The sequence below is a fragment of the Ruminococcus bicirculans (ex Wegman et al. 2014) genome (genome assembly GCF_000723465.1).
GTDB classification, from domain to species: Bacteria; Bacillota; Clostridia; order Oscillospirales; family Ruminococcaceae; genus Hominimerdicola; species Hominimerdicola aceti.
Genome location: NZ_HF545616.1, coordinates 1,627,549 through 1,650,969 on the forward strand (window position 1 = coordinate 1,627,549; position 23,421 = coordinate 1,650,969).

Consider the following 23,421-nt stretch of genomic DNA (forward strand, 5'->3'; position numbering starts at 1 on the left):
TTTTATGCTATTTTATTCGTCCATATGCTGGGCGGTATAAAGCTTGTAATACTCGCCTTTCTTTGCGATAAGCTGGTCATGAGTGCCGCACTCGGCAATGCCTTTGTTGTCGATATACATTATCTTATCGCAGTTTTTGATAGTGGAAAGTCTATGTGCGATAATAAATGAAGTTCTGCCAACAAGAAGTCTTTGAAGTCCCTGCTGAAGGAGCTTTTCTGTTCGTGCGTCTATTGATGAAGTTGCTTCGTCAAGGACAAGTATTTTCGGGTCGGAGAGGAGCGTTCTTGCAAAGGAGATAAGCTGTTTCTGTCCGCCTGAAAGCTTTGAGCCACGCTCGTTGACTTCGGTCATATAGCCGTCTTTCATTTCGCTGATGAACTCGTCTGCGCAGACTATCTTTGCGGCTTCTCTTATTTCTTCTTCCGTTGCGTCAAGTCTGCCGTAACGGATATTATCGTAAATAGTGCCGCTGAAAATAAAGCTGTCCTGAAGCATTATGCCCATTTGTGAGCGGAGTGAATGCAAGGTCGCCTGACTTATATCCTTGCCGTCTATGGTTATTTTACCGCTGTCCAGGTCATAAAATCTTGACAGGAGAGAAACTACTGTAGATTTTCCTGCGCCTGTTGGTCCAACGAGGGCAACGCTTTCGCCCGGCTTAACGTCAAAGGAGATATGCTCCAAAACTGTTTTGCCTTGCTCATAGCTGAATGTAACGTCATCAAATTTTACCTCACCTGTGATATCACCGATATCCTGAGCATTCGGCTTGTCTGCGATAGTGGCAGGCTCGTCAAGGGTTTCAAAGATACGCTCAAGGTAGGCGATATTGTTGATGAAGTTATTGAAGATGTTTGACAGGTTCATGATAGGCTGCCAGAAGCTTGAAGCATAGCTTGTCATGGCAACGATAGTTCCAAGGCTCACTGCCGCAGGGGTCAGAACCAGCAGACCCACCACGAATATTGCGGCTCTCACAAGGGTAGAAACGTTGTCGGTAGCAGGCCAAACAAGGTTAGAATATTTCACGGCGTTTATCCAGCTTTTACGATATTTCTCGGAAAGTCTGTCGAATATCTGGGCGTTTTCTTCCTCACGGGTGAATATCTGGGTCACTCTTGCGCCTGTGATGTTTTCCTGCAAATAGGCGTTAAGGTTTGAGGATTTATTTGAAACGTCCTGCCATGCTTTACGCTGTCTTTTCTTTATCATCATCATTATGACTGCAAATATCGGCAGACCCGAAAGCACCACCAATGACAGCTTCACATTCACAAAGAACATGAAAATCATGATGAAAAGCATATTAAGGCACTCGAGTATAACATTGATGATACCGTTTGAGAGCATATCCGACACGGAGTTTACATAGTTTACAACTCTGATGAGGATCTTGCCGTGTGGGCGGTTATCGTAATACTCAAACGGAAGTTCCTGCAAATGCTTGAAAAGGTCGGTACGGATATCGAAGATTATATCCTGACCAACAACTGTCATTATCCTTGAACGGATAGTGGAGAATGTTATGGACACGGCTATAGTGCCGACAAATGCGAGGGTGAGCAGGACGAGCTGTCCCATATTTTTCTGGGGTATGGTATTATCAAGAGCGTACTGTGTGATGAGCGGTCCGAGAAGTCCTGATATTGCGGCGAACACGCTCAGCACAAGGGCGGTTATCATTTTGCCCTTATATTTTTTGATATACACAAAGGAGCGTTTCAGGTGGGCGAAGTCGAATGGGGTCTCAAGGACTTCGTCAACGTCATAACGGTTTCTTGCCATTTAGACCGCCTCCTTTCCGAAGCCATCGTTCTGCAGCTTGAACACCTCGTAATAGTATCCCTTTTTGGCGATAAGCTCATCATGAGTACCCATTTCGGTTATCTTGCCGTCATCGAGGATTATTATCACGTCGGCGTCCTTCGTGGAGGAGATACGCTGAGCTATTATTATCTTTGTGCATGGGAAGTCGAGGTTTCTAAGGCTGTCCTGAATATACTTTTCTGTTTCCATATCCACGGCGGAGGTGGTATCGTCAAGGATAAGAATGGCAGGCTTTATGGCTAAGGCTCTTGCAAGGGAAAGTCTTTGCTTTTGTCCGCCTGAAAGACCTACGCCACGCTCGCCCACGATAGTTTCATAGCCGTCAGGCATTTTCTCAACGAACTCGTTTGCCGCCGCAAGCTTTGCATAGTGCTTAACGTCCTCTTCGGACATATCAGAGTCGCCGTATGCGATATTGCCGTCTATGGTATCGGAGAAAAGCAGGACGTCCTGAGTTGCCATACCTATTTGTGAGCGGAGCTGTGAGAGCTTACGCTTTCTTACATTCACACCGTCAACGAGGACTTCTCCTGAGTTGGCATCATAAAATCTTGGTATGAGGTTTATAAGCGAGGTCTTGCCTGAGCCTGTTTCGCCCATTATGGCAACTGTCTGACCTGCTTTTATCTTGAAGTTCACGTTGTCAAGGACTATATGCTTGCCAAACTTAAAGGTAACGTCCTTGAACTCGACATCTCCGTGAAGCCTTTCTGTCTGGTCAACTGCGTCTTCACGGTCGGTGATGATAGGTCTTGCATAGTATATCTCGATGACCTTCATTGCGGAAGCCATGAACCTTTGCATATCGTTCACATAGATACCAAGGTTTCTGACAGGGTTTGCGATGCCCCAGATAAGTCCTGAGATAGCAACATACTCGCCCATTGTTATTTCCCCTTTTATAAGGAAAAATCCACCGCCAAGGAGCATTACAACTGACAAGGCGTTTGCGAAAGCTTCCATATAAGGGAAGAATTTAAGCCACAGCAGTGACGCTTTTTTGTTGGCATCAGAATATTCTTTATTGGCTTTTTGGAACTTTTCTATCTCATAGTCCTCACGGGCGAAGGCTTTTACAACTCTGTTGCCTGAAATGTTCTCCTGAGCGTCTGTATTCATTTGGGACAGCTTCTCACGGAGGTCAACGTAGACCGGCTTTGCCTTTTTATCAAGAAGCACCACCACGCCAAATATAAACGGTGTAACAGCCAGCAGAAGAAGTGCCATTTTCCAGCTTACCATAAAGAAATAAACTGATGAGGCTATAAACAGCGAACATGATTCAAGCATACCTTTAAAAACGAATGCCACTGCATGACGCACCATATCAAGGTCACCTGTGAGTCTTGTCATAAGGTCGCCTGTTCGGTTGCGGTCATAAAACTCCATATCCTGATTTTCGATACGTCTGAAAAGGTGTGCCCTTATTCTGTATATCATGCCCTGAGATGATAATTCATAGGTCATGTTGCAGGTGTACTGACAGATAGTTCTAAGCAGGGTAAAGCCCACCATGCCTGCAAGCAGCAGCCAGAACAGCTTTCTTTCATGCTCAAGATTAAAAAGTGCGTCCTTGCTTGAAAGAAACTTATCCACAAGCTCTTTGCTGAAATAAGGTGTGGTAAGATACAAGGCGTTGCATACGATAGACAGCACAAGGGCTGTTACATAGAAATTTCGGTAGCCTTTCAGATTGTGCCATATCCATTGAAGCTGGAACATATTCTTTCACTCTCCTTTTATTCTTCTAAACTTCATGCTCTCATAGGCACATATATAAAAATATGAAACCCATACTCTTTTAAGCTATGGGATATTATAAGCCCTTTTCAAAATAAAGTCAAGGGGGTAAAAGCATTTAGTTTACATAAAGCAAGCTAAAAAATCAACGAAAACACGAAGCTTTTGTTGTGCTTTTTCACAAATTATGAATATGTTGTTATCTAATGATAGTCATATTTAGAAGAAAACGTTTTCTTTAACTGTTATATTATCTTAAACTAAGGTTTCGCACAATAAAATAACCGCCCTGAAATAACAGAGCGGATAGAGGATATTTTTGTATGCAATAATATGCGAGCGAAAAAGTCACCCTTACGGGTTTATTTAATCCTGAAAAACATCGGTGAAGTAGCCTGCGTTGGAGATAGGTTCATTGCCGCCTGCAAGGTGCTTTGTACAGCCCATGACGTGGCATCTGAAAAAGCCATAGTCGCCCTCACGCTCCTCACAGCCGAGGACTGTCACAGATGTAGGCTGCATATTGAAGCCATGCCACATATTCATGGTGGAAATACCAAGGATATGTCCTATCATCACCATTGATACGCCGAAGTGACAGAAGAACACAAGGGTTTCATCGCTGTGCTTTTCAATGCGGAACATACCGTTCTCGTGGATATAACCATGGTCGGCAAGAAGCTTATCAATACCCTCATGCACCCATTTAAGCTGTTCTTCAACATTGCCTGTTTGCATATAATCGGACTTGAACCAATTATTGCGGTCATAGTATATCTCTTTATCCGCCCACTCGGTGGGGTACATATCCCATGGGATACGATGGCCTCCGTCAGCGGTGGGTATTATGCCGTTAAATTCTCTCAGCCAAGGGAGAGTTTCGGCGGTATCCCCACGGAGCTTCAGGGAATATTCCGCTGTGAGCTGTGCTCTGCCAAGGGGAGAAACGTAGAACTTTGAAACGTCCCAATTCTTTACACGCTGTGCAAGAAGCTCTGCTTCACGCTTGCCCTTTTCTGTAAGGGTATCATGAACGTAATCGGGGTCGCCGTGTCTGATAAAAATAAGCCGCATAAAAATACCTCCTAGTTAGTCTGCCATTGGTTTTATTTCAGCGTTGTAGGCTCTTCTAAGGAAGAACAATGACGCCATGATCGAGAATATTTCGGCTATCGGGAACGCCCACCAGATAGCGTCAAGCTTGCCTGTAAGGGAAAGAAGATACGCCACAGGAAGAAGCACAACAAGCTGTCTTGTAAATGAAACGAGCATAGAGGAAAGTCCCCTGCCAAGAGCCTGCAATGATGAGATTATGATTATATCAAAGCCTGCGAAGAAGAAGTGTGTGCTGATTATACGCAGGGCTGTTACGCCTATGCTTAGCATATTATCGCTTGCGTCAAAGAGTTTCAGAAGCTGTGCAGGGAAAATCTGCATTATGATAGTGCCGACTATCATGATAGACACAGAATATATCATGGCGTATTTTATTGCACCTGTGATACGCTTTTTCTTTCTTGCACCATAGTTATAGGCAACGATAGGGATAAGACCGTTATTAAGTCCGAAAACAGGCATGAAAACGAAGCTCTGAAGCTTGAAATACACACCGAAAACTGCGGCGGCGGTGTTTGAGAAGCCGATAAGTATTTTATTCATGCCGTATGTCATGATAGAAGAGATAGACTGCATTATGATGGACGGCAGGCCGACAGCGTAGATCTTCTTGATTATCTTTGCCTGCGGTCTATACTTCACAAGGTTTATGGTTATCTCTTTGTTGAACTTCATATTGAAGAAAAGTCCGAAGGCTGCAGCGGTGAACTGACCGATACAGGTAGCCACAGCCGCACCTGTTACGCCCCACTTAGGGAAGAAGCCCACGCCAAAGATAAAGCAAGGGTCGAGGATAATATTTATCACTGCGCCTATTCCCTGAGTATACATTGAATAGATAGTTTTACCTGTTGCCTGCAAAAGCTTTTCCATGGTCATCTGACAGAAAAGACCGATACTTAGCAGGCTGATGACGGTTAGGTACTGGTCGCCATATTCGATAATTATTTTGCTTGAGGTTTGTGAGCGATAGAAGATCTCGGTAAAAAATGCACCAAAAACCACGAAGATAACGAAGTTCACAAGGCAGAGGAAAATGCCGTTATTGGCGGCGCTGTTGGCTTGTTTGAAGTTCTTTTCACCAAGTGATTTTGACAGCAGTGCGTTGATACCGACACCAGTGCCTGCACCGAGGGCTATCATAAGATTTTGCACAGGGAAAGCCAGTGACACGGCAGTGAGTGCGTCCTCGCTTATTTTGGCAACGAATATGCTGTCGACGATATTATAGAGAGCCTGCACGAGCATGGATATCATGATCGGCAGGGACATTTTGAACAGCAGCTCGCCTATGGGCTGCGTTCCCATTTTATTTTCTCTTACTTCTTCCATTTTACGATTCCCACCTTAGAGTTACTTTTTCTTAGAATATATACTTTAACTTTTTTATTATAGCATTTTTATACGAAAGGTGTATGAATTATTTGTTAAATCAGCACAAATCGGGTGGTGTCCTCTATGATTCAGAATTTATGCAAGTTCTGAGCACGGGCGAACGATGTTCGCCCCTACCGATGTTTGTGGGGTTATCAAGGGTTGTGAGATAAACAATAATGCGAAATGTCAAGGGGGTGGGCTGTCGAGGGCGCCAGCCCCTACAATTCTGAAATTACGGCAAGTCCTGAGCACGGGCGAACTATGTTCGCCCCTACCGATGTTTGTGGGATTATCAAGGGTTGCGAGATAAACAATAATGCGAAATGTCAAAGGGGGGTGGGCGGTGCAGATTTTGTGCTCCAATATGGGGTTTGTTTGATATATGGCTCTCGTGTGCTTTTTACACTTTAATCTGCACCTTGTCGGCTTACGCCGAATGAGGCTCTGCCTCAAACTCCGCTCAGGGCTTTGCCCTAAGAACCCACAAGGGACTCTGTCCCTTGACCCTGCAAGCCCTCTAACGCCGGGCTTGAGCCTGCGTTTAAGTGCTCGCTACGCTCGGTGCAGGGGCACAACTTTGGTCAGCTTTGCTCATTCCTCATTCCTCATTCCTCACTCCTCACTTAAATCGCTTTACCGCTTGACGAAACCACTGTAAAGTAGTATAATATAAGAAATGCTGCTTATGCAAATTCTTTTACGGAGGTCCTTTATATGGAGAAAAAACCGTTTTATATCACTACCCCGATATATTACCCTTCCGGTAATCCTCATATCGGTCACTGCTACACCACTGTTGCCTGCGATTCTATTGCCAGATACAGACGTATGCAGGGCTATGATGTCATGTTCCTCACAGGCACTGACGAGCATGGTCTGAAAATCGAACAGAAGGCTGCTGAAAAGGGTGTTACACCTAAGGAATATGTTGATGAGGTAGTCAAGACTTTCAAAAAGCTTTGGAGCTACATGAACATCAGCTATGACAGATACATCAGAACTACTGACGATTATCACATTGAAACTGTTCAGAAGATCTTCAAGGCTCTTTATGACAAGGGCTACATTTACAAGGGCGAATACAAGGGCAAATACTGCACGCCTTGCGAAAGCTTCTGGACTGAGTCACAGCTTGATGAGAACGGCTGTTGTCCTGAGTGTCACAGAGAGGTAACAGAGGCTAAGGAGGAGGCTTACTTCTTCAAGATGTCACCATTTGCTGAGAGGATAGAGAAGCTTCTCACTGAGACAGATTATCTCCAGCCAAAGACAAGAGCCACTGAACTTGTAAACAACTTTATCAAGCCCGGTCTTGAGGATCTTTGTGTATCGAGAACTACTTTCAAGTGGGGTATTCCTGTTACATTTGATGACAAGCACGTTGTTTACGTTTGGATAGACGCACTTTCTAACTATATTTCTGCACTTGGTTTCTGGAACGAGCAGTACAATGATTTTGACAAGTTCTGGCCTGCTGACGTTCACATGGTAGCAAAGGATATCATGAGATTCCACGCTATCATTTGGCCTGCAATGCTTATGGCACTTGATCTTCCACTGCCTAAGCATCTTGCTGTACATGGCTGGATAACATTCAACGGACAGAAGATGTCCAAGTCTTTGGGCAACGTTGTTGACCCGTTCATTCTTGGCGAGAGATATGGTGCTGACGCTATCAGATACCACATTCTTCGTGAAATGGCTCTGGGTGCAGACAGCTCATTCTCAAATGAGATAATGATAAACAGAATAAACTCTGACCTTGCAAATGGTCTTGGCAATCTTGTTTCAAGAACTGTAGCTATGGTTGACAAATATTTTGGCGGCACGCTTCCTGCTGACAGAGAAGAGGGCGAATTTGACGCTGAGCTTATTGCTGAGGCTAAGGGACTTGTTGCAAAGGTCGACGAGTTCATGGACAAGACTCAGATAAACAATGCTTTGGCTGAGATATTCAAGGTAGTATCCAGAGCTAACAAGTACATTGACGAGACAGCTCCATGGGTACTTGGCAAGGACGAGAGCAAAAAGGCAAGACTTGCGACAGTTCTTTACAATCTGCTTGAAACTATCAGGATAGTATCAACACTTCTCAGCAACTTTATGCCTACAACAATGCCAAAGGTATGGGAGCAGATAGGTGCGGCTGAGAGCGACATCACATACGAGAACGCTGGCAAGTTTGGTGTACTTCCTGCTGACGTTACAGTTCACAGGGGTGAGATCATCTTCCCAAGAATTGACGTTGACAAGGAGATAGAGGAGCTTAACAAGATAATAGGCAGCAATGCAGAGCCTGAGGAAAAGGCTGACGATGGATTTGAGCCTGCGCCTATAGCTGACGAGATAACCATAGATGATTTTGCAACGGTAGATCTGAGAGTTGCTCTTGTTAAGGACTGCGAGAAGGTAAAGAAGTCCAAGAAGCTTCTTTGCTTACAGCTTGACGATGGTTTTGGCGGCAGGCAGGTAGTATCGGGCATTGCGGCATGGTACAAGCCTGAAGATCTTATTGGCAAGAAGGTAGTTATTGTAGCCAATCTGAAGCCTGTGAAGCTTTGCGGAGTTGAGTCAAACGGCATGATATGTGCGGCTGACACACCTGACGGTGCGGCAAGCGTTATTTTCCCAGATCAGGACTTGCCATGCGGAGCTAAGCTTAGATAAAAAAATTTATAAAAAAAACAAGGAGCGGATTTCCGCTCCTTATATGCGTCTGTAGCTCAGTTGGATAGAGCGCAAGACTCCGACTCTTGAGGTCGCAGGTTCGATTCCTGTCAGGCGCACCAACAGGGGCGAGCCCCTGTACCATATCCGCTATCATTTATGGTAGCGGATTTTTTTATTTCCGCCCATAGGCGTGATATACTGGGAAAGTTATATGTTCGCCGTGGCAGGCATTTAAACCTTACCTTGTGTAAGGCGTTTTATTAATTGCATATTTCATTAAGGCACTTTGTCACTCGCCTGCGCAGTTCTTCTCCTCCAAAGGGAAAGCCGAACTCTGCGGCGGAGCTTCCCCACTCAGGTGGGTGCTTCTTTGAGCCGTCAAAATAGCGGCTTTTCACCACGCCACGATAGCGTTTTGGCATTTTTGCCGCAAGCTCCTCACATTCTCTCAAGCGAAGCTGCACCTTTGCAAGGTCAAGCCACAAGTCAGTAAGTTTTTTCCCTCTGTGGGCTACCCTGCCGCAATGCTCCCCCACTGCGGCAAGCTGTGAGGACATTTCGCAGATATCTTCTTTAAGCTTCCACTCCTGCCACCTTAGTTTGCGATACTGTGAAAGCTTTCGCAGTGCGGCTGTATTAACTCTGCTTCCACCGCTTCTGAAATTATATCGGCTCGCTGAGGGTGCAAGCCTTTTTATGAAATTTACCTCTACGGAATAATCTATATTATCGTACATTTTTCTCCTTTCGCCTTTTTGTACAGACATTTGGACAGTTAGTATGATATACTGTAAATAAAATAAAGCAATGACATTTCAGATAACCGTTTTCTGTATATCTCTCGGGGCGGAGATGTCAAAAAGGGGGGGCGGTTTATTCTCTTGACTTTTACAGGAAAATGTATTATAATTATATCAAAGCCAGATTTTATGCAGATATCTGTACTAACGATACATACAGTATACTACAGGTTTCTGCAAAAGTCAATAGGTATTAGCGAATTTGATACAGACTTCTGTATTTTTGTGAAATGATCACAATTGGAGGAAGAAAATATGACTGAAATGTACAAAAGGATAAAAGAACTATGCGAGGAGAACCATATGACGGTATCGCAGATGTGCAAGGAGCTGTCTATAACGAGGAGCTGTTTATCTGAGCTGAGCAAAGGCAGGACGGAACGACTTTCCGCAGAGAATTCTACAAAGATAGCGAACAGATTTGGAGTGAGCGTACAATATCTTATATCTGGCAGGGAAGAAGATTTTGACACGAAGCTGAAATATGCATTATTCAACGGAACGCTTGGAGTGACGGACGAAATGTTTGACGAGGTCAAGCAGTATGCAGAAATGGTCATGCTCAGAGAGGAAGCAAAGCGCAGAAAGGCTGGTGAAAAGTGAGAGATGACGAACATACAGGAATTGTATGATATTTGCAGTAGAGAGAACATAACTATAGATTTTATTGATTGTCCAAAGTGCGGGGCGATATCGCTTTTTGGCGCAGGTGGCTGTGCGATCGGCATAGACAGCCAGACGCCTGCAAGGCTTTTGAAGGAGCGCACTGCTCACGAGATAGGTCACTGCGTAAAGGGTGCGTTTTACAACAGATACGCTACGGCAGACAACATCTCACAGCATGAATACCGTGCAGACAAGTGGGCGATAGAAAATCTGATACCGAAAAGCGAGCTTATCAAAGCCATAAAGAAAAATCTGGACAGTATTTATCTACTTGCGCAACATTTTGATGTGAGCGAGGATTTTATGATAAAGGCTTGCAGGTATTATGGGGTTTATTTTGGGTAGAAAAATACCGCCGAGGGCGATGGCGTCCTCGGCGGTGTTGGTTTTTAGTAGAGTTTTTTGGCTGTAATTTCTTTTAGTGTGCCTATTTTGTTGAAAAGGTCTTTTGTTACATAGATGGTTATATATTGGTCATTTGTTTTAAACTTATAAGGTTTATATGCCGTGATACGCTTTACCGCAACATAATCATTTACGTCAATGTCAGGATACACTCTTGTAAGCTGACAGCGGTCAAGTACAACATCGGGTGGACCTTGCTCTCGCCATTTATTTATTATAGCCTCTGCCTCTTCCTCAGTTGAGGATTGATAATACATAAAAGTTTTGTCATGGTCATCAATGTTATAATTATAAAAAATGTTGTCATCAAAGTATGGAAGAATGGCGGTAGCAAGACCTTGAAGTTTTGGATAATCACGACACGCATAAACTTCATCTATCCTCCAGCTATCATTTTCCTCACTTATCACATCTTGAGTCCATGACGACAAAATTTTATAATCATAAAGCCTATATTCTTTGATAAACTCTGCCGCTTCTTTATACCAATAATCAAAACGGATATCAATATATGAAGAATATGCGCTCCATGCAATAGGCACTATCATAGGCAAAAAAGCTATAGCTACTACTGCTTTTTTTAAACCTCCTCTAAGGGAAGAAACCGCCTTATTTATGTACTCTGGCAACTCAATTTTGCCGTTATCGGCGAATATACCCCAAAACACAAATATCAAAAATACACCAACCATCCCCGAATGATATGGCGAAGAATAAATTAATGCCGAAAACAATCCAAAAAACGAATATGGTATTATAAAAGTAAGAATCTTTTTATTTTTATGCAAAATACTTAATGCAATGACAAACACAAAAACTGCGGTGATAAACTGAGGTATAATACTTGCCACATCATATGAATCCAGTTTACTGTCCGGCATTTGTATCAGAAAAGCTTCTGAAAGATACATTATATACCACATTACTTGAACATAGCTGAAAGAGAATGAGAACAGTTCCTCTGCGTTTTCATGCCCTTGGGTATATGTGTTACTATTTGGAAAAATCTCTATAATTATAGCTATTGCCAGAACAAGCAGACCAAGCATCATCCAACAGTGTTTGTCAGAAAATATTTTTAAAAATGTTTTTTCTTTAACATACTTGCTTATTATTTCTGAAAGCCACACCACACACAATCCACCTGCAAATATTATACCAAACGAGTGTATCATGCACATAAATGCCAATGAAAATACATACCTTAGTGGCTTTTTATTTCGTGAAGGATAAAATGCTGCTGCAAGAAAAAATGAAAGTGTCAAAACTGAATAGGGTCTGCTTACAACGCCGTACTGATAAAACAGGAAGAAGTTAAACGGCAACAGACAACGTATCAGCTTTGGAAAAGGTGACTTGAAAAGCAAGACCGCCACAGCAAGGGTCATAAAAAAAATATTGACTGCCGCAAGGGACAGCTCATAGGGTGCGCCAAGCTTTGCGAAAGGCGCCAATATCAAATGCCATAGTGGCGGGTGACCCTCATAGTGTGGTATCTCAAAAAGTATCTCCTTTATAGTTCCCGAACGTGCAATCGCCCATGACTGAGCTTCATCAAACCACGGTTCATGAAAAAACGATACAGTGCAAACGCCAAGCAGGTATATTATCAGCGTTATAACATCGCATTTTCCATGCTCTTTGCTGAATGCCCAGCTTTTAAATTTCTCTTTCATTAATATCCTCCAAAAAAATAATTGACATATAAATTATACCATTTATTAAGAAATTAGTCAATGTTTTTGTAAAACTTTTTGCGACAAATATTGACATGATTAGACTTGTACTCAATGTCTGCAATAAAAAGAAATAACCGCCCCACGTCCAATAGGTCGGTTATTTCTTAAAGAAAAAACTATATTGGAGGTAAACCGCTTACAGCAGTATGCCTCTTTTTTGTTATCTTAATTATTCCACGGCAATGACAGATCGTCAATAGTTTCAGAATTTAACGCCCCAACTGAAATTCTCAGGGAGATCGTCAGGTTTGTTCACAGGGTCAGGATACTGCCCTACAATGCCTTTAGACCTCGGCGAACTTGTATCACACCACTGTGCAAGCTTGTATCTGCCGTCCTCCCCTGCTATCCAAAAAGCATAGCCTGCATTGTCGCCATTGACGTTAAGTGCGTCATGGACGGCTTTTTCAAGCTTTTTGGATTCGTCAGGCTCTGCGGTGCAATCGACCACAGCCGTACATGACTGGACGTCGATATCTTTGCCCTCACACTGCATATCCGTCACGACCGCATTTACAGTATTGAACACTATCTTTGCATTGCTGTTTGCGCTTTTAAGCTTCGCTTTTCTGATATAACTCATCATAGTTGGTATGAGAATAGCCGCAAGCACGCCGATAATGGCAATAACGACCACAAGCTCCACCAAAGTAAAGCCTTTTCTGTTCATTTCTTTCCCTCAATTCTTTCATCAAAATATTGATCCCCATTTAATATTTCGACAAGTATATTATACAAAATTTACCCGATTTTGTCAAGGAAAAGGCAAGCTTTATTACTCAATTTTACCATTTGTACAAAAGTAAGCTATTCTTATTGGCTATTTTATATATTTTCAGACAAAAAAAGAACCGCTCAAATGAGCGGTTCTCAAAACGCTTTAATTGTAAATTAGTCACCTGCAGGTGGAGCCCAAGAATCCTTTGTGTATGCTGTATCAGCGAATGGCTTATTAGCATTGTCAGGCTTGCTACATGGGTCTGGATACTGGCCAAGAACTCCACCTGTTGGGTTCTCAACGTCAGACCACTGAGCAAATGTAACGTTACCATCATCGCCAAGAACATATACGCAATAGCCAGCGCCATCACCATTGTCCTTAAGTGCATTCCAAACTGCAGAAGCAAGCTTAGCCTTTGCAGTATCATCAGTGCCACCAAAATTCTCCTTAATCTTGTTACCCTTACTTGATGTAACCTTCATTGAAGCATCAGATGTTACTGATGTACCCTCAACGAGCATATCAGCAGCTTCGTTGTTTACAGTTGTGAAAACGAGCTTAGCGTTTGAGTTAGCTGTCTTGAGCTTTGACTTCTTTACATAGTTCATCATTGTAGGAACGAGGATAGCTGCAAGGATACCGATGATAGCGATAACAACTACGAGCTCTACAAGGGTGAAACCTTTTCTGTTAGATTTCTTCATAGAAAATCCCTCCATAATAAATTAAATAAATTTGTTTATAAAAGAGCTGCAAGCCGATTTAAGCAGCTACTTTCCAATAATTAAGCGGCTTTCGGAGTTCTTTGCGTTCTCCTTATCACCATGATTAAAGTATACATCATCTTGTCCAAAATGTCAATAGTTTTTCAGATTTTTTCTCAACTTTGTTCAACTTGACGAAAAACTAATTTTCAATCGGTCATTTTGACGATTGGTAACACTATGTTGACATTTTCACAAGAAATTATGTCACACACTTTGTCACACACCATTTTATGATGTATCACCTTACATCGTCCTTAATTATATCTTAAAACAAATAAATTGTCAAGACTTATTTAACAGTTTCGTTATTTTTGTGTACTCTGTACACTTCTCATTCATTTTTGAATACAATTTGCACTATTTGTTTCGCATATTTAACTATTTGTATAATTCCTTCATCTTATTATACAGATTTTCAGAAGCGTTTTCTATCTCTGCCCTGCCATAATAGAGCGACTCGGAGGTGCTTATAAAAAGGTCAAGTACCCCCTGATCTTCAAGCTTCGGGGACATTATTTCAAGCTCCTCTGAGTTTGCCATTTTCTCGTTGGCTTTATACTCTATCCCGTCAAGCATATCCCTCGCTTCAAGGGCTTCCAATGCCGCCTTTGATGCAGGCACGCCCTTTCCCATGCCCTGCAGGAGAGCCATTTCCTCACCGTTCACAAGATAGTCAAGAAGCTTTGCGGCTTCCTCAGGGGACTTGGTATTTTTCTTTATGGCATAAACGCTAGTGGGCTTTTTATACCAACCGCTGCTCACTGCCTGCTTATGCTTTGGATAGTCGCCTATAACGATGTCAAAGCCAAACTTCTGAGCAGGCTCGCAGTAATACTCTGCGTCTGATATCCAGGAAGCCACGCCTGCTGTCAGGCACTTTTCAAGATCGTTCCTATCGAAATCCCACGCAGGCTTTGTGACCTTTTTATTCAGCATTTCCTGATAAAAGGCGAGCATGAGCCTTACGTCCTCCGAGGTATACTGAAACTCACCGCTGTCAGATAACATTTTTCTTCCCGTTACCTGCTCCACATACGCCACAGAGCTGAGATAAGCCGCCTTTTTCGTCATTTCAACAGGATACACCTCGTCTGACTTCATGACCTCTGCCGCATTTATAAGGTCAGACCAATTTTCAGGCAGGCTCAGACCATAACTGTCATACATGGTCTTATTATAGTAGAAGGTTATACAGTTCGTACCGGTAGGCAAGGCGTTAAGCTTGCCGTTTATAGTGCCATATGAAAGGCTGTCATCATCAAATGCTGAAAGATTTATGTATTCCGACAGCTCATTAAGGTCATAAAAGTCCTCGCCGTCGGGAGAATATTCATAGAGCCAACTGTAGTTTAACTGCATGATATCTGCGGTGGTGTCAGAGAAAAATTCCACGTCCATTCGTGTTTTGAAGCCGTCAAAGTCTGCATACTCAGGTCTTACCACAACGTCCTTATTGCTGTTCTGATAGGCTTTAAGCCCGTCGAGAGTATACTCGTTACGCGCGTCCTTGCCCCACCACGAGAAGGACACCTCGGTCTTTACTTTATGCTCCATTCTTCTTTCAAACAATGCACAGCTCGTCATGACAGTCGCTGTGCAGATCGCTGAAGCGGTCAAAGCCGCACACCTTACAATGCGTGTTCTCAATTGCGGCTCACCTCTTCCTCTTTTTTATCATATATCACCGCTCTTGCGTCCTCACTGTGTTCTGCTTTCTCGCAGGCTTTTTCTGCCATTTCGTAAAGTTCATCATAATCATCGCTTGTTTCAGGGTAGACCGACGCACCAACTGCACATTTTATGTAGCCCCTGTCATCGTCAAGGCAGCATTCCTTCAGCTTATCGTTAAGCTCTTTAACATAAGCCCTCACATTACCATAGGCTCTCATAAGGTCAAAGTTCGTGTGGTCTGCAAACAGAGCAAACTCGCCCTCCCTGAAAATTCCGCAGATATCGCCCTCCTTGCGGTTCTCCACCAGTATTTCGGCGACCTTTCGCTCAGCTTCCGCCACTATCTCCTCGCCATAGTTGAGCCTTATAAGCTCCAGATTTGTTATTTTCACGATAATAAATGCGATAGTCGAGCCTGAGATACAAGTTTCCATTTTATCCATAATGCTGTTTTCGGTATATTCCGCAGTAAAAAGCCCTGTATTTTCGTCCACCTTTGGATATTTTCCAAACTTCGGTCCGTTCTGCGGGTCGTTATCCGCCGCCGCTGCCGCAGATATCATAATAAATATGACTGCGCAGCAAATAAAGATACCAAGGCATTTAAGCCCTGTTTTCACATAGTGACGCAAAGTGTCTGACATATCTACGGTAGTAATGACCACCCAATCGTCACTGCAATCATCAATAGCACAGATAGTAGTCATATCCGAAACGGTGACGCCAGTGCCTCCATCAAGGAATTTAGAGAGCTTTTCATCGAGCTTTTCGCCGACAACACTTTTTCCGTCGTTAGCATAGATTATCCTGCCATCGTCATCACACAGCATGGTATTTATCTCGCTGTAATTGTCAGAGGGCAGAAAAACAAGATCAAACTCCGTTGAAAACACAGAGGAGATAAAAATAAGATCGTCATTTATCCTGCCTGCGAAATACACTCGTCTGTAGTTATCGTCCTGTCCCGTGAACCATTTTATCTTGCTGTCACCCATAAGGTCGGAAACTCTCTTGTATATCTCATCGTCAAAGATATCCTTTGTACCATCGGTTATCTTTCCTACATTATGTTCATTACTGCTTACAATGCCAAAATCAGTATAGTTGCCCAATGTACTAAGCTCTATAAGCCTCTCAGTGAGAACATTCTCCTCATTAAGCACAGCAAATTCGCTCTTTGACGTATCCGTAGGATCATATTTCGCATAGTCCTCATTGCCCATTATAAGCTTGGCAGTGTCCTCCATTTTCTTCATAAAGGCAGCCACATTCTGGTCTGCTTCCGCATTTATAGCAGAGCAAAGCTGAGCCTCTTTCTGAAATGCATTCACACCGCTGTAATAGCAGGCACACGCATACACAAGCAGACAAGCAACGAACAGCACTAACACGCTTGTTTTCAAAATAGATCTTCTATATTTTTTTATTTTATCATACAGTTCAAAATCAGCAGAATTTTTCAAAAGCTATATCACCTCTCAGGCTAAATTACTATAATCATTATTAATTATAACACATATGCCCATAAAATAAGTGATTTTTTTGTTAATTATTGCTCAATTTGTATTGTACGGTTTATATTTTTTCTGACACGGCACTGTCTGACCTTATTTGCATGGCGTTTCTTTTTGGTTTCCGCTTCAAAAAGCGACAGTGCCGCCCATGCCGCTGTGAACACGATGCCTGCGGCAAACACTGCTCCCATGTTCCTCTCTGCCACCGCAACAAACAGGAAAAACAGCACCATTCTCATTATAGTTTTCATAAGCCACCTGTCGCCGCCTGCACCTGCCGCAACGATAAAAACATTCATCATGATTATCCATATCATTTTTACACACATCCTCATATTTTTCTTTTTCTATTTCGGGGCTGTATGTATGATAACACAACTTGATGAATTTGAGGGGTAATTTTTTGGACAGCAAGTTTTTTGTCGATATGCACAGATAAGAACGTTTGTTTTGATATAAATTCTACAAATCCAAAAGACCCCATGGCAAAAGCCACAGGGTCTTTCAGAGAAGTAAGAAGTATAATATGAAGAAAAAATTATGAATGGGGAATGCTAAAGTTATGTATTTTTCCATGCCATTTCACTTTTGCCGCACTCTGAAAATTCAGAGCACAGCGAGATGAAATGAAAAGAAGAATGAAGGAAAATTATATATGAAAACTCATTATATGAAAACTCATTATGAGTAATTGGTTGACGGAACTTTCATCAAGCTCTCAATGCTTTTGCCTGAGGTCTTTCTCGGTGTTCCTCTGACCTTGTATATATAATACCTGTTCAATATGATAGTTTTATGAAAAGACACTGAAAATAAGCTGATAAGAAAAGCAAAGTGGTTTTCATAATAACGTAGGGGCGAACAGCGTCCGCACACAAAACGCAAGTCAATCCGCCGCCTGCATATTCTCTATCCTGACGTGACTACAAGCACGTCTCCCTCTTTGAGCCGCAACCTGCCGTTTGGGATAAGTATACGCCCCTGACGTTTTATCATTACTATCAGGCTGTCCTCTGACATTGTTATCTCTGACACTTTCAGACCGCACCACTCGTGATGCTTATCAAGGTTCATTTCGCTTAGGACAAAATGGCTGTCGTCATAAAAGCCTGCCGCACTCAGCACCACAACGTCCCCTGCAAGTATCTGGGTTTTGCCTGTTGGTATTATCTTCTCCTTGCCACGGAGTATCATCACCACAAGCAGACCTCTCGGAAAAGGTATATCCTTTATCTTCCGCCCTGCCCAATTGCTGTCCGGCTGAACGGAAAGCTTTATAAACTGCACTTCCGTTTCGTCGCTGTAGTCATTGAACGTTTTCATTACGTTCTCCTCATCGTCTATCATATCGAGCTTTTTAGCAAACAGCGGCAGAAGCGTACCCTGAATACCGATAGACATAAGCACGATACAGAAAACGATATGGAAAACGTCATTTTTCATATATGCGTCATCAACTGTCGCCATGATAGCGAAAACAATGGAGGTCGCTCCCCTTAGTCCTGCCCATGAGATAAGGGCTATCTGCTTCCACTTTGCACCGAAAGGCTTCATGATAACAGTAACAGCCGCAGGTCTTGCAACGAATGTAAGGAACAATGCTATCGCCGCCGCAGGAAGTATTATTGACGGCATTTGCGACGGGAATGCCAAAAGTCCAAGGAGGAAAAACAGCAATATCTGTGTGAAGCCCGTTATTCCGTCAAAGAAATGCACAAGGGCTGTTTTGCCTGATATTTTTGTGTTGCCCAGGACTATTCCCACAATGTAACAGCTAAGATAGCCGTTTCCGCCCACCGCCGAGGGCAGAGCATAGGAAAGAATAGCTATGGCAGTAACAAAGATAGCGTCAAAGCCTGCTGCGTCAAATCGCACACGTTTTATGAGATACACTGCGCCCAAAGATATAAGCGCACCGAAGCCCACACCGAAGAACACCTGTGCAAGCAAGCTCACAACAAAGCCTCCTGCCGTCGCACCGCCTTTCATTACTGAAAGTATTATAACCGTGAGCATATAAGCCCAAGGGTCGTTGCTTCCGCTTTCAAGCTCCAGTATTGAAGCCGTACCGTATCGCAGGTTCAGCTTTTTGCTTCTCAGCACCGAGAAAACCGACGCTGCGTCTGTGGAGCTTATAACAGCGCCTATAAGCAGACTTTCCAGCCACTCAAAGCCCAGCACAAGCTTGCAGAATGCTCCTGTTGCAAAGGCTGTGAGCAAAACTCCTGCGGAAGCGAGTATAAGTGACTTGCCTGCCACCTTTTTGGCTTCGCTCCATTTCGTGCCAAAGCCTCCGTAGAAGATTATGAAAACAAGTCCCACCGAGCATATCTCCTCGGCAAATTTATAGTTATCGAACTCTATTTTAAAAAGCCCGTCAGAGCCGAACAACATTCCAAGGAGAATGAACGCCAGCAATGCAGGAAGTCCAAACTTGTCCGATATTTTATTGAAAAACACACAGCACAGCACTATCACCGAAGATAAAATGAGCATTGTGGTCAAGCTTATCACCCCTTTTTACCTTATTATAAAAATAGCGCTTTGGGTATCTTCTACTCAAAGCGCCTTTGCTTGTGTAAATATTATAACATATTCGCCCCTGTGCTGTCAACTTTTTGCCGACATCTTACGGAAATTTTACATTACCCCTTGACAATATCGAACATATGTGCTACAATCAATAGTGAAGCAGTATATCCAAATAAAAAACGCCTGCCTTTTGCAGCAGACGTTCGCCTATTTATATCTCGGCTCTTTTATCCTTGTCCAAATTTTTATTTGTAGCAATCGGCAATATCTGAAATAGCGTCCTTTGCCATTTCCACTGCCCTTTCAGGTCCAAGCACCTTTGCCTGTGAGCCGAACTGGAAAAGCCAGCCCCAGAATGTTGGTGCGACCTGTACCTCCTCATTTATATAGAAGGTATTGTCGGAATTTTTGTGACATATGGTTTTCTCACCAAAACGATCCATTACAACATCTATGAGCTTATTGTCAAACTGCAATTGCAGCGTCATAAGCTCGCCGCCGTACATTCCGTAGATAGTCTGACGATTTGTGACCTCTGTCTTCTCCTCCTCGGAAAGCTCCCTCCTGGGGATATCTGTAACAGTGACCTGAGTCATTCTGTCAACTCTGTAGCGGCATATCTTTTCATGCTTTTCGCAATAGCACACAAGGTAATAGTTGTCGTTTTCCCAAACCAGAGAATACGGTGAAACCGTATACACCTCGCCGCCGTGGCGAAGCTGTTTGCGTTTTTCAACGGTGTATTCGTAATACTTGAAGTGTATCTCCAAACCGCTGAAAATGCCCTCTTGTATGCTGTTTATAGCATAGTATATCTGCTCATTGAAGGTCTTTGTCCTGTTTGACACATAGACCATTCGGCGCAGATCCTTTGCCTTGTGTTCAGATGTAAGTGATTGTATCTTCTTTAACAGCTCCTTCGATTTCTTCTGTGTAAGAAACCTGCTTGAAGCAACTGCGTCTGCAAGAACATACAGCTCCTCGTCCTGAAACAGCCTTTGAGCAAGATAATAAGCGTTGGAGTGACCGTCCTTAGTTATCTCAATATCCATTCCGCTGTCGCAGAGGGTCTTGATATCGTCATAGATAGTCTTACGCTCAGCTTTTATGCCGTAGTCGCCCAGGATCTCGATAAGCCTGTTTCCTGTAATGGTGTGCTTTTCGTCTGTCTTGGTCTCAAAAAGCTTTTTCATGGTCAAAAGCTTCTGTTTCTGTCTGGAAACTCCTGTCACTTTATTTTATCCTCCCCGCTGCGTTTCATATCCGAAACCTTAATTCTTGAGCCGTCCGGCTCAATGATCGTCGTGGCTTCAAGCTGACCTGTCAGGTTAGCTATAACGCTTCTGCGATACTCATTTCTCAAAGCCTCACGCTCAGACTTCTCCTCTGGGGTAAGCTCTCTTTTTCTCGCAATAGCAGTAAGCTCAGACAATCTGTTAAGCTTTACTTTCTCCATAAATTTTTACACTTCTCCTTAAAGCTTCACACTGCCTCGTGTTTTTATTTTTATCCGCAGTATTCGGCTCAAAATAGAACGGGCAGCTTACACAATACCGCCCTTTTCATTCAAAAGATGTTCATATCGGCTTTTTTCTTTATTTATATTTATAAGTCCAACAAAACACCCTCAAACAAATTTGCAGATACATTATAACACATATTTCTTTAAATTGCAATGGTAAAATGCACAAACAGTCCGTTTAATTTCCCACAAATTAAACAAGAATTTTGAAAATTGTGTTTGTCCAAAAATTTGCCCACAATATATAGTGGGTAAAAAAATGGTCAGAAAACATCGAAAAAAAGATAAAGAAAGGATTTTTATGCAGCACACAAAGGTATCATACGAGCTTACACAAAACTATATCCCAAGTCCTCGTGACACTGAGAAAGATAGTCCCGACCCTGCCTCTGCCATAGAAAACAGGCTCATGCGTGAAATAGTGCGGGAAAATTTGACGAAACGGCAGAAATGTTATATAATAATGTATTATACAAAGGGCATGACAATGCAGGAGATAGCCGACGCAGAGGGTGTTTCAAAATCCACAGTATCCAGGACTATAGGGCTTGCAAGAAAGCGGATATCCTGCGGCATGAAGCCTGCCATGCTCAAAAGCGCACTGAAAGGGAGATAGCATTGAACGCACCTGTGAATAAATTCGTTAGAGAATATGCAAAGTCAGGCACGGCGAGGTTTCATATGCCCGGTCACAAAGGGCAGAAATTTCATGGTCTTGAGGCTCTTGACATCACTGAAATAAAGGGTGCGGACTATCTTTTTGAAGCCGAGGGGATCATCGCACAGAGCGAAGCCAAAATGGCGGAAGCCTATGGCAGCAGGCGGACTTTTTACTCTGCAGAGGGGTCGAGCCTTTGCATAAAGGCAATGCTTGGCATAGTATGTCGCAGTGGACAAGGAAAAAAGATAACTGTTGCCGCACCAAGAAACGTCCACAAGGCGTTTATAAATGCCTGCATACTCCTTGACATTGACGTGGAGTGGATATATCCAAAGGGCGAGTTTACGTCTATATGCGCAGGAAGTGTCACTCCCGAGGACGTTGAAAAGGTGCTGGCTGAAACAGAGGTGGACTGCGTTTATGTGACCTCACCTGACTATCTTGGCGATCTCAGCGACATAAAGGGCATGAGCGAGGTTTGCAGAAAATACGGTGTGCCACTTCTTTGCGACAACGCTCACGGAGCTTATCTGAAGTTTCTCCCTGAGAGCCTGCACCCCATGGACTTGGGGGCTGATATGTGCTGTGACTCTGCTCACAAAACGCTTCCATGCTACACAGGGGGAGCAATGCTTCATATTTCAAATCACGCCCCTGCGAATTATGATGATTGCGCCAAAGAGATAATGTCAATGTTCGGCTCAACAAGCCCCTCCTATCTTATAATGGAGAGCCTTGACCTTTGCGCTGACTATGTGAATGGTGATTTTCCTCGTGACCTTGAACGCACTGTGGAAAGGGTGAAAGTCTGTAAAGATAGGATAACAGCTTTCGGCTGGCATACCATAGGCGAAGAGCCTATGAAGATAACCCTTGCCGCATACAAAAGCGGTATCACAGGTGACGACCTTGCAGACAAGCTGAGGGAATATGACATCGAGCCTGAATACAGCGACGCACAATATGTTGTGCTTATGCCGTCGCCTTTCAACAGCGAGGAGGACTTTTTGAAACTTGAAAAGGCGTTTTCAGAGATAAAACAGCCTAGGATAAGGCTTTTCGGTGACTTACCTGCTATACCCAAAGGGATAAAACGAATGGGTATAAGGCAGGCGGCTTTTTCGGCTCAGCACACCGTAAACGTGGAGGACGCCTGCGGTCTTATATGCGGAATGACCGTCACAAGCTGTCAGCCGTCAGTGCCTGTGGCAGTGAGCGGTGAGGAGATAACACCGCAGGTAATAAAAATTTTGAAAAACTATGGAATTGAACGCATAAATGTGCTATAATATAAGGTGTAGCTAAAAAAGCTATTATTACATCAAAATAACAGGAGGCAAAATCATGAAACTTGTCTATGCTATCGTAAACAGCGATGACACCTACGCTGTAAATAAAGGACTTCTGAAAGCCGGCATAAGAGCCACAAAGCTTTCTTCAACAGGCGGTTTTCTTATGTCAGGAAACACCACTTTTCTTATCTGCTGCCCTGATGAGCAGGTAGACCTTGTTATAGAGGTCTGCAAAAAGTATTCAAAGAAAAGAAAGCAGTTCGTTCCATCATCAACTATCATGGAGCCTGACGGTGCGGCTTCATATCCTGTTGAGGTGGCTATCGGCGGCGCAACTATTTTCGTTACTGATATCGAGCGTTTCGAGAAAGTCTAAGGGATAGAAAATTTTCAGAAAG

20 protein-coding genes and 1 tRNA gene are annotated in these 23,421 nt (G+C 43.2%); 7 read left to right on the top strand and 14 right to left on the bottom strand.

Going from position 1 to position 23,421, the window contains the following annotated elements:
• Positions 1-12: 12 nt before the first annotated feature.
• From RBI_RS07450 to RBI_RS07465, 4 genes are all read right to left on the bottom strand, one after another.
• Positions 13-1,788 carry an ABC transporter ATP-binding protein gene (locus RBI_RS07450; protein ID WP_038672069.1) on the bottom strand — a complete coding sequence of 592 codons (1,776 nt, stop codon included), beginning with the start codon at positions 1,786-1,788 and terminating at the stop codon, positions 13-15.
• Positions 1,789-3,552 carry an ABC transporter ATP-binding protein gene (locus tag RBI_RS07455; RefSeq protein ID WP_038672071.1) on the bottom strand — a complete coding sequence of 588 codons (1,764 nt, stop codon included), beginning with the start codon at positions 3,550-3,552 and terminating at the stop codon, positions 1,789-1,791.
• Positions 3,553-3,936: 384 nt separating this feature from the next.
• Positions 3,937-4,644 (bottom strand): histidine phosphatase family protein, encoded by a 708-nt coding sequence (locus RBI_RS07460; protein WP_038672073.1) that lies wholly within the window; start codon positions 4,642-4,644, stop codon positions 3,937-3,939.
• A gap of 15 nt (positions 4,645-4,659) precedes the next feature.
• Positions 4,660-6,018, bottom strand: a complete 1,359-nt coding sequence (locus tag RBI_RS07465; protein WP_038672075.1) for an MATE family efflux transporter — start codon at positions 6,016-6,018, stop codon at positions 4,660-4,662.
• 759 nt (positions 6,019-6,777) lie between these two features.
• Here RBI_RS07465 and metG point away from each other — a divergent pair.
• Both metG and RBI_RS07475 read left to right on the top strand, forming a co-directional pair.
• Positions 6,778-8,730: a methionine--tRNA ligase gene (metG, locus tag RBI_RS07470; RefSeq protein ID WP_038672078.1), complete on the top strand. Its 1,953-nt coding sequence runs from the start codon at positions 6,778-6,780 to the stop codon at positions 8,728-8,730.
• 45 nt (positions 8,731-8,775) lie between these two features.
• A tRNA-Arg gene (locus RBI_RS07475) sits at positions 8,776-8,852 on the top strand.
• A gap of 141 nt (positions 8,853-8,993) precedes the next feature.
• Here the strand turns inward: RBI_RS07475 and RBI_RS07480 are convergent.
• Entirely contained in the window at positions 8,994-9,470 is a 477-nt protein-coding gene (locus RBI_RS07480) for a hypothetical protein (RefSeq protein WP_038672080.1), read from the bottom strand.
• A 318-nt stretch (positions 9,471-9,788) separates the two neighbouring features.
• Between RBI_RS07480 and RBI_RS07485 the strand changes: the two genes are divergently transcribed.
• Positions 9,789-10,136 carry a helix-turn-helix domain-containing protein gene (locus tag RBI_RS07485; protein WP_038672082.1) on the top strand — a complete coding sequence of 116 codons (348 nt, stop codon included), beginning with the start codon at positions 9,789-9,791 and terminating at the stop codon, positions 10,134-10,136.
• Between the two features lie 3 nt (positions 10,137-10,139).
• Positions 10,140-10,544: an ImmA/IrrE family metallo-endopeptidase gene (locus RBI_RS14100; RefSeq protein WP_022287877.1), complete on the top strand. Its 405-nt coding sequence runs from the start codon at positions 10,140-10,142 to the stop codon at positions 10,542-10,544.
• A 44-nt stretch (positions 10,545-10,588) separates the two neighbouring features.
• On the opposite strand, the gene RBI_RS14105 is transcribed toward RBI_RS14100, so the two are convergent.
• The 9 genes from RBI_RS14105 to RBI_RS07535 form a co-directional block, all read right to left on the bottom strand.
• Positions 10,589-12,280 (bottom strand): hypothetical protein, encoded by a 1,692-nt coding sequence (locus tag RBI_RS14105; protein ID WP_051706611.1) that lies wholly within the window; start codon positions 12,278-12,280, stop codon positions 10,589-10,591.
• A 265-nt stretch (positions 12,281-12,545) separates the two neighbouring features.
• A complete protein-coding gene (locus RBI_RS15430; RefSeq protein ID WP_051706614.1) occupies positions 12,546-13,013 on the bottom strand; it encodes a type II secretion system protein in 468 nt (155 codons plus the stop codon).
• 221 nt (positions 13,014-13,234) lie between these two features.
• The gene (locus RBI_RS14115; RefSeq protein WP_051706617.1) at positions 13,235-13,768 is read right to left on the bottom strand and encodes a type II secretion system protein; all 534 of its coding nucleotides are present in this window, start codon (positions 13,766-13,768) and stop codon (positions 13,235-13,237) included.
• A 441-nt stretch (positions 13,769-14,209) separates the two neighbouring features.
• Entirely contained in the window at positions 14,210-15,478 is a 1,269-nt protein-coding gene (locus RBI_RS07510; RefSeq protein ID WP_051706620.1) for an ABC transporter substrate-binding protein, read from the bottom strand.
• Positions 15,475-16,965 carry a sensor domain-containing diguanylate cyclase gene (locus tag RBI_RS14120; protein WP_051706622.1) on the bottom strand — a complete coding sequence of 497 codons (1,491 nt, stop codon included), beginning with the start codon at positions 16,963-16,965 and terminating at the stop codon, positions 15,475-15,477. The genes RBI_RS07510 and RBI_RS14120 overlap by 4 nt, the downstream gene beginning before the upstream one ends.
• Positions 16,966-17,051: 86 nt before the next feature.
• The gene (locus tag RBI_RS07520; protein ID WP_038672084.1) at positions 17,052-17,333 is read right to left on the bottom strand and encodes a hypothetical protein; all 282 of its coding nucleotides are present in this window, start codon (positions 17,331-17,333) and stop codon (positions 17,052-17,054) included.
• Positions 17,334-17,925: 592 nt separating this feature from the next.
• Positions 17,926-19,512: a potassium/proton antiporter gene (locus RBI_RS07525; RefSeq protein ID WP_242843691.1), complete on the bottom strand. Its 1,587-nt coding sequence runs from the start codon at positions 19,510-19,512 to the stop codon at positions 17,926-17,928.
• Between the two features lie 281 nt (positions 19,513-19,793).
• Positions 19,794-20,780 (bottom strand): helix-turn-helix transcriptional regulator, encoded by a 987-nt coding sequence (locus RBI_RS07530; RefSeq protein WP_022287891.1) that lies wholly within the window; start codon positions 20,778-20,780, stop codon positions 19,794-19,796.
• Complete coding sequence (locus RBI_RS07535) at positions 20,777-21,004, bottom strand: DUF896 domain-containing protein (protein ID WP_022287892.1); 228 nt, start codon at positions 21,002-21,004, stop codon at positions 20,777-20,779. Before RBI_RS07535 ends, RBI_RS07530 begins: the two co-directional genes overlap by 4 nt.
• A 367-nt stretch (positions 21,005-21,371) precedes the next feature.
• Between RBI_RS07535 and RBI_RS14125 the strand changes: the two genes are divergently transcribed.
• From RBI_RS14125 to RBI_RS07550, 3 genes are read left to right on the top strand one after another with little or no spacing between them, the layout of a single operon-like run.
• Positions 21,372-21,686, top strand: coding sequence for a sigma factor-like helix-turn-helix DNA-binding protein (locus RBI_RS14125; RefSeq protein WP_051706624.1), 315 nt, complete (start codon positions 21,372-21,374; stop codon positions 21,684-21,686).
• Between the two features lie 2 nt (positions 21,687-21,688).
• Positions 21,689-23,020: a PLP-dependent transferase gene (locus RBI_RS07545; RefSeq protein ID WP_051706626.1), complete on the top strand. Its 1,332-nt coding sequence runs from the start codon at positions 21,689-21,691 to the stop codon at positions 23,018-23,020.
• 55 nt (positions 23,021-23,075) lie between these two features.
• Entirely contained in the window at positions 23,076-23,399 is a 324-nt protein-coding gene (locus RBI_RS07550; protein ID WP_022287895.1) for a cyclic-di-AMP receptor, read from the top strand.
• The last annotated feature ends 22 nt before the right edge of the window (positions 23,400-23,421 follow it).

Coding starts and splice junctions, on each gene's coding strand:
- RBI_RS07450 (WP_038672069.1), bottom strand. CDS start 1,788: ATGGCAAGAAACCGTTATGACGTTGACGAAGTCCTTGAGACCCCATTC.
- RBI_RS07455 (WP_038672071.1), bottom strand. CDS start 3,552: ATGTTCCAGCTTCAATGGATATGGCACAATCTGAAAGGCTACCGAAAT.
- RBI_RS07460 (WP_038672073.1), bottom strand. CDS start 4,644: ATGCGGCTTATTTTTATCAGACACGGCGACCCCGATTACGTTCATGAT.
- RBI_RS07465 (WP_038672075.1), bottom strand. CDS start 6,018: ATGGAAGAAGTAAGAGAAAATAAAATGGGAACGCAGCCCATAGGCGAG.
- metG (WP_038672078.1), top strand. CDS start 6,778: ATGGAGAAAAAACCGTTTTATATCACTACCCCGATATATTACCCTTCC.
- RBI_RS07480 (WP_038672080.1), bottom strand. CDS start 9,470: ATGTACGATAATATAGATTATTCCGTAGAGGTAAATTTCATAAAAAGG.
- RBI_RS07485 (WP_038672082.1), top strand. CDS start 9,789: ATGACTGAAATGTACAAAAGGATAAAAGAACTATGCGAGGAGAACCAT.
- RBI_RS14100 (WP_022287877.1), top strand. CDS start 10,140: ATGACGAACATACAGGAATTGTATGATATTTGCAGTAGAGAGAACATA.
- RBI_RS14105 (WP_051706611.1), bottom strand. CDS start 12,280: ATGAAAGAGAAATTTAAAAGCTGGGCATTCAGCAAAGAGCATGGAAAA.
- RBI_RS15430 (WP_051706614.1), bottom strand. CDS start 13,013: ATGAACAGAAAAGGCTTTACTTTGGTGGAGCTTGTGGTCGTTATTGCC.
- RBI_RS14115 (WP_051706617.1), bottom strand. CDS start 13,768: ATGAAGAAATCTAACAGAAAAGGTTTCACCCTTGTAGAGCTCGTAGTT.
- RBI_RS07520 (WP_038672084.1), bottom strand. CDS start 17,333: ATGATATGGATAATCATGATGAATGTTTTTATCGTTGCGGCAGGTGCA.
- RBI_RS07525 (WP_242843691.1), bottom strand. CDS start 19,512: ATGCTCATTTTATCTTCGGTGATAGTGCTGTGCTGTGTGTTTTTCAAT.
- RBI_RS07535 (WP_022287892.1), bottom strand. CDS start 21,004: ATGGAGAAAGTAAAGCTTAACAGATTGTCTGAGCTTACTGCTATTGCG.
- RBI_RS14125 (WP_051706624.1), top strand. CDS start 21,372: ATGCAGCACACAAAGGTATCATACGAGCTTACACAAAACTATATCCCA.
- RBI_RS07550 (WP_022287895.1), top strand. CDS start 23,076: ATGAAACTTGTCTATGCTATCGTAAACAGCGATGACACCTACGCTGTA.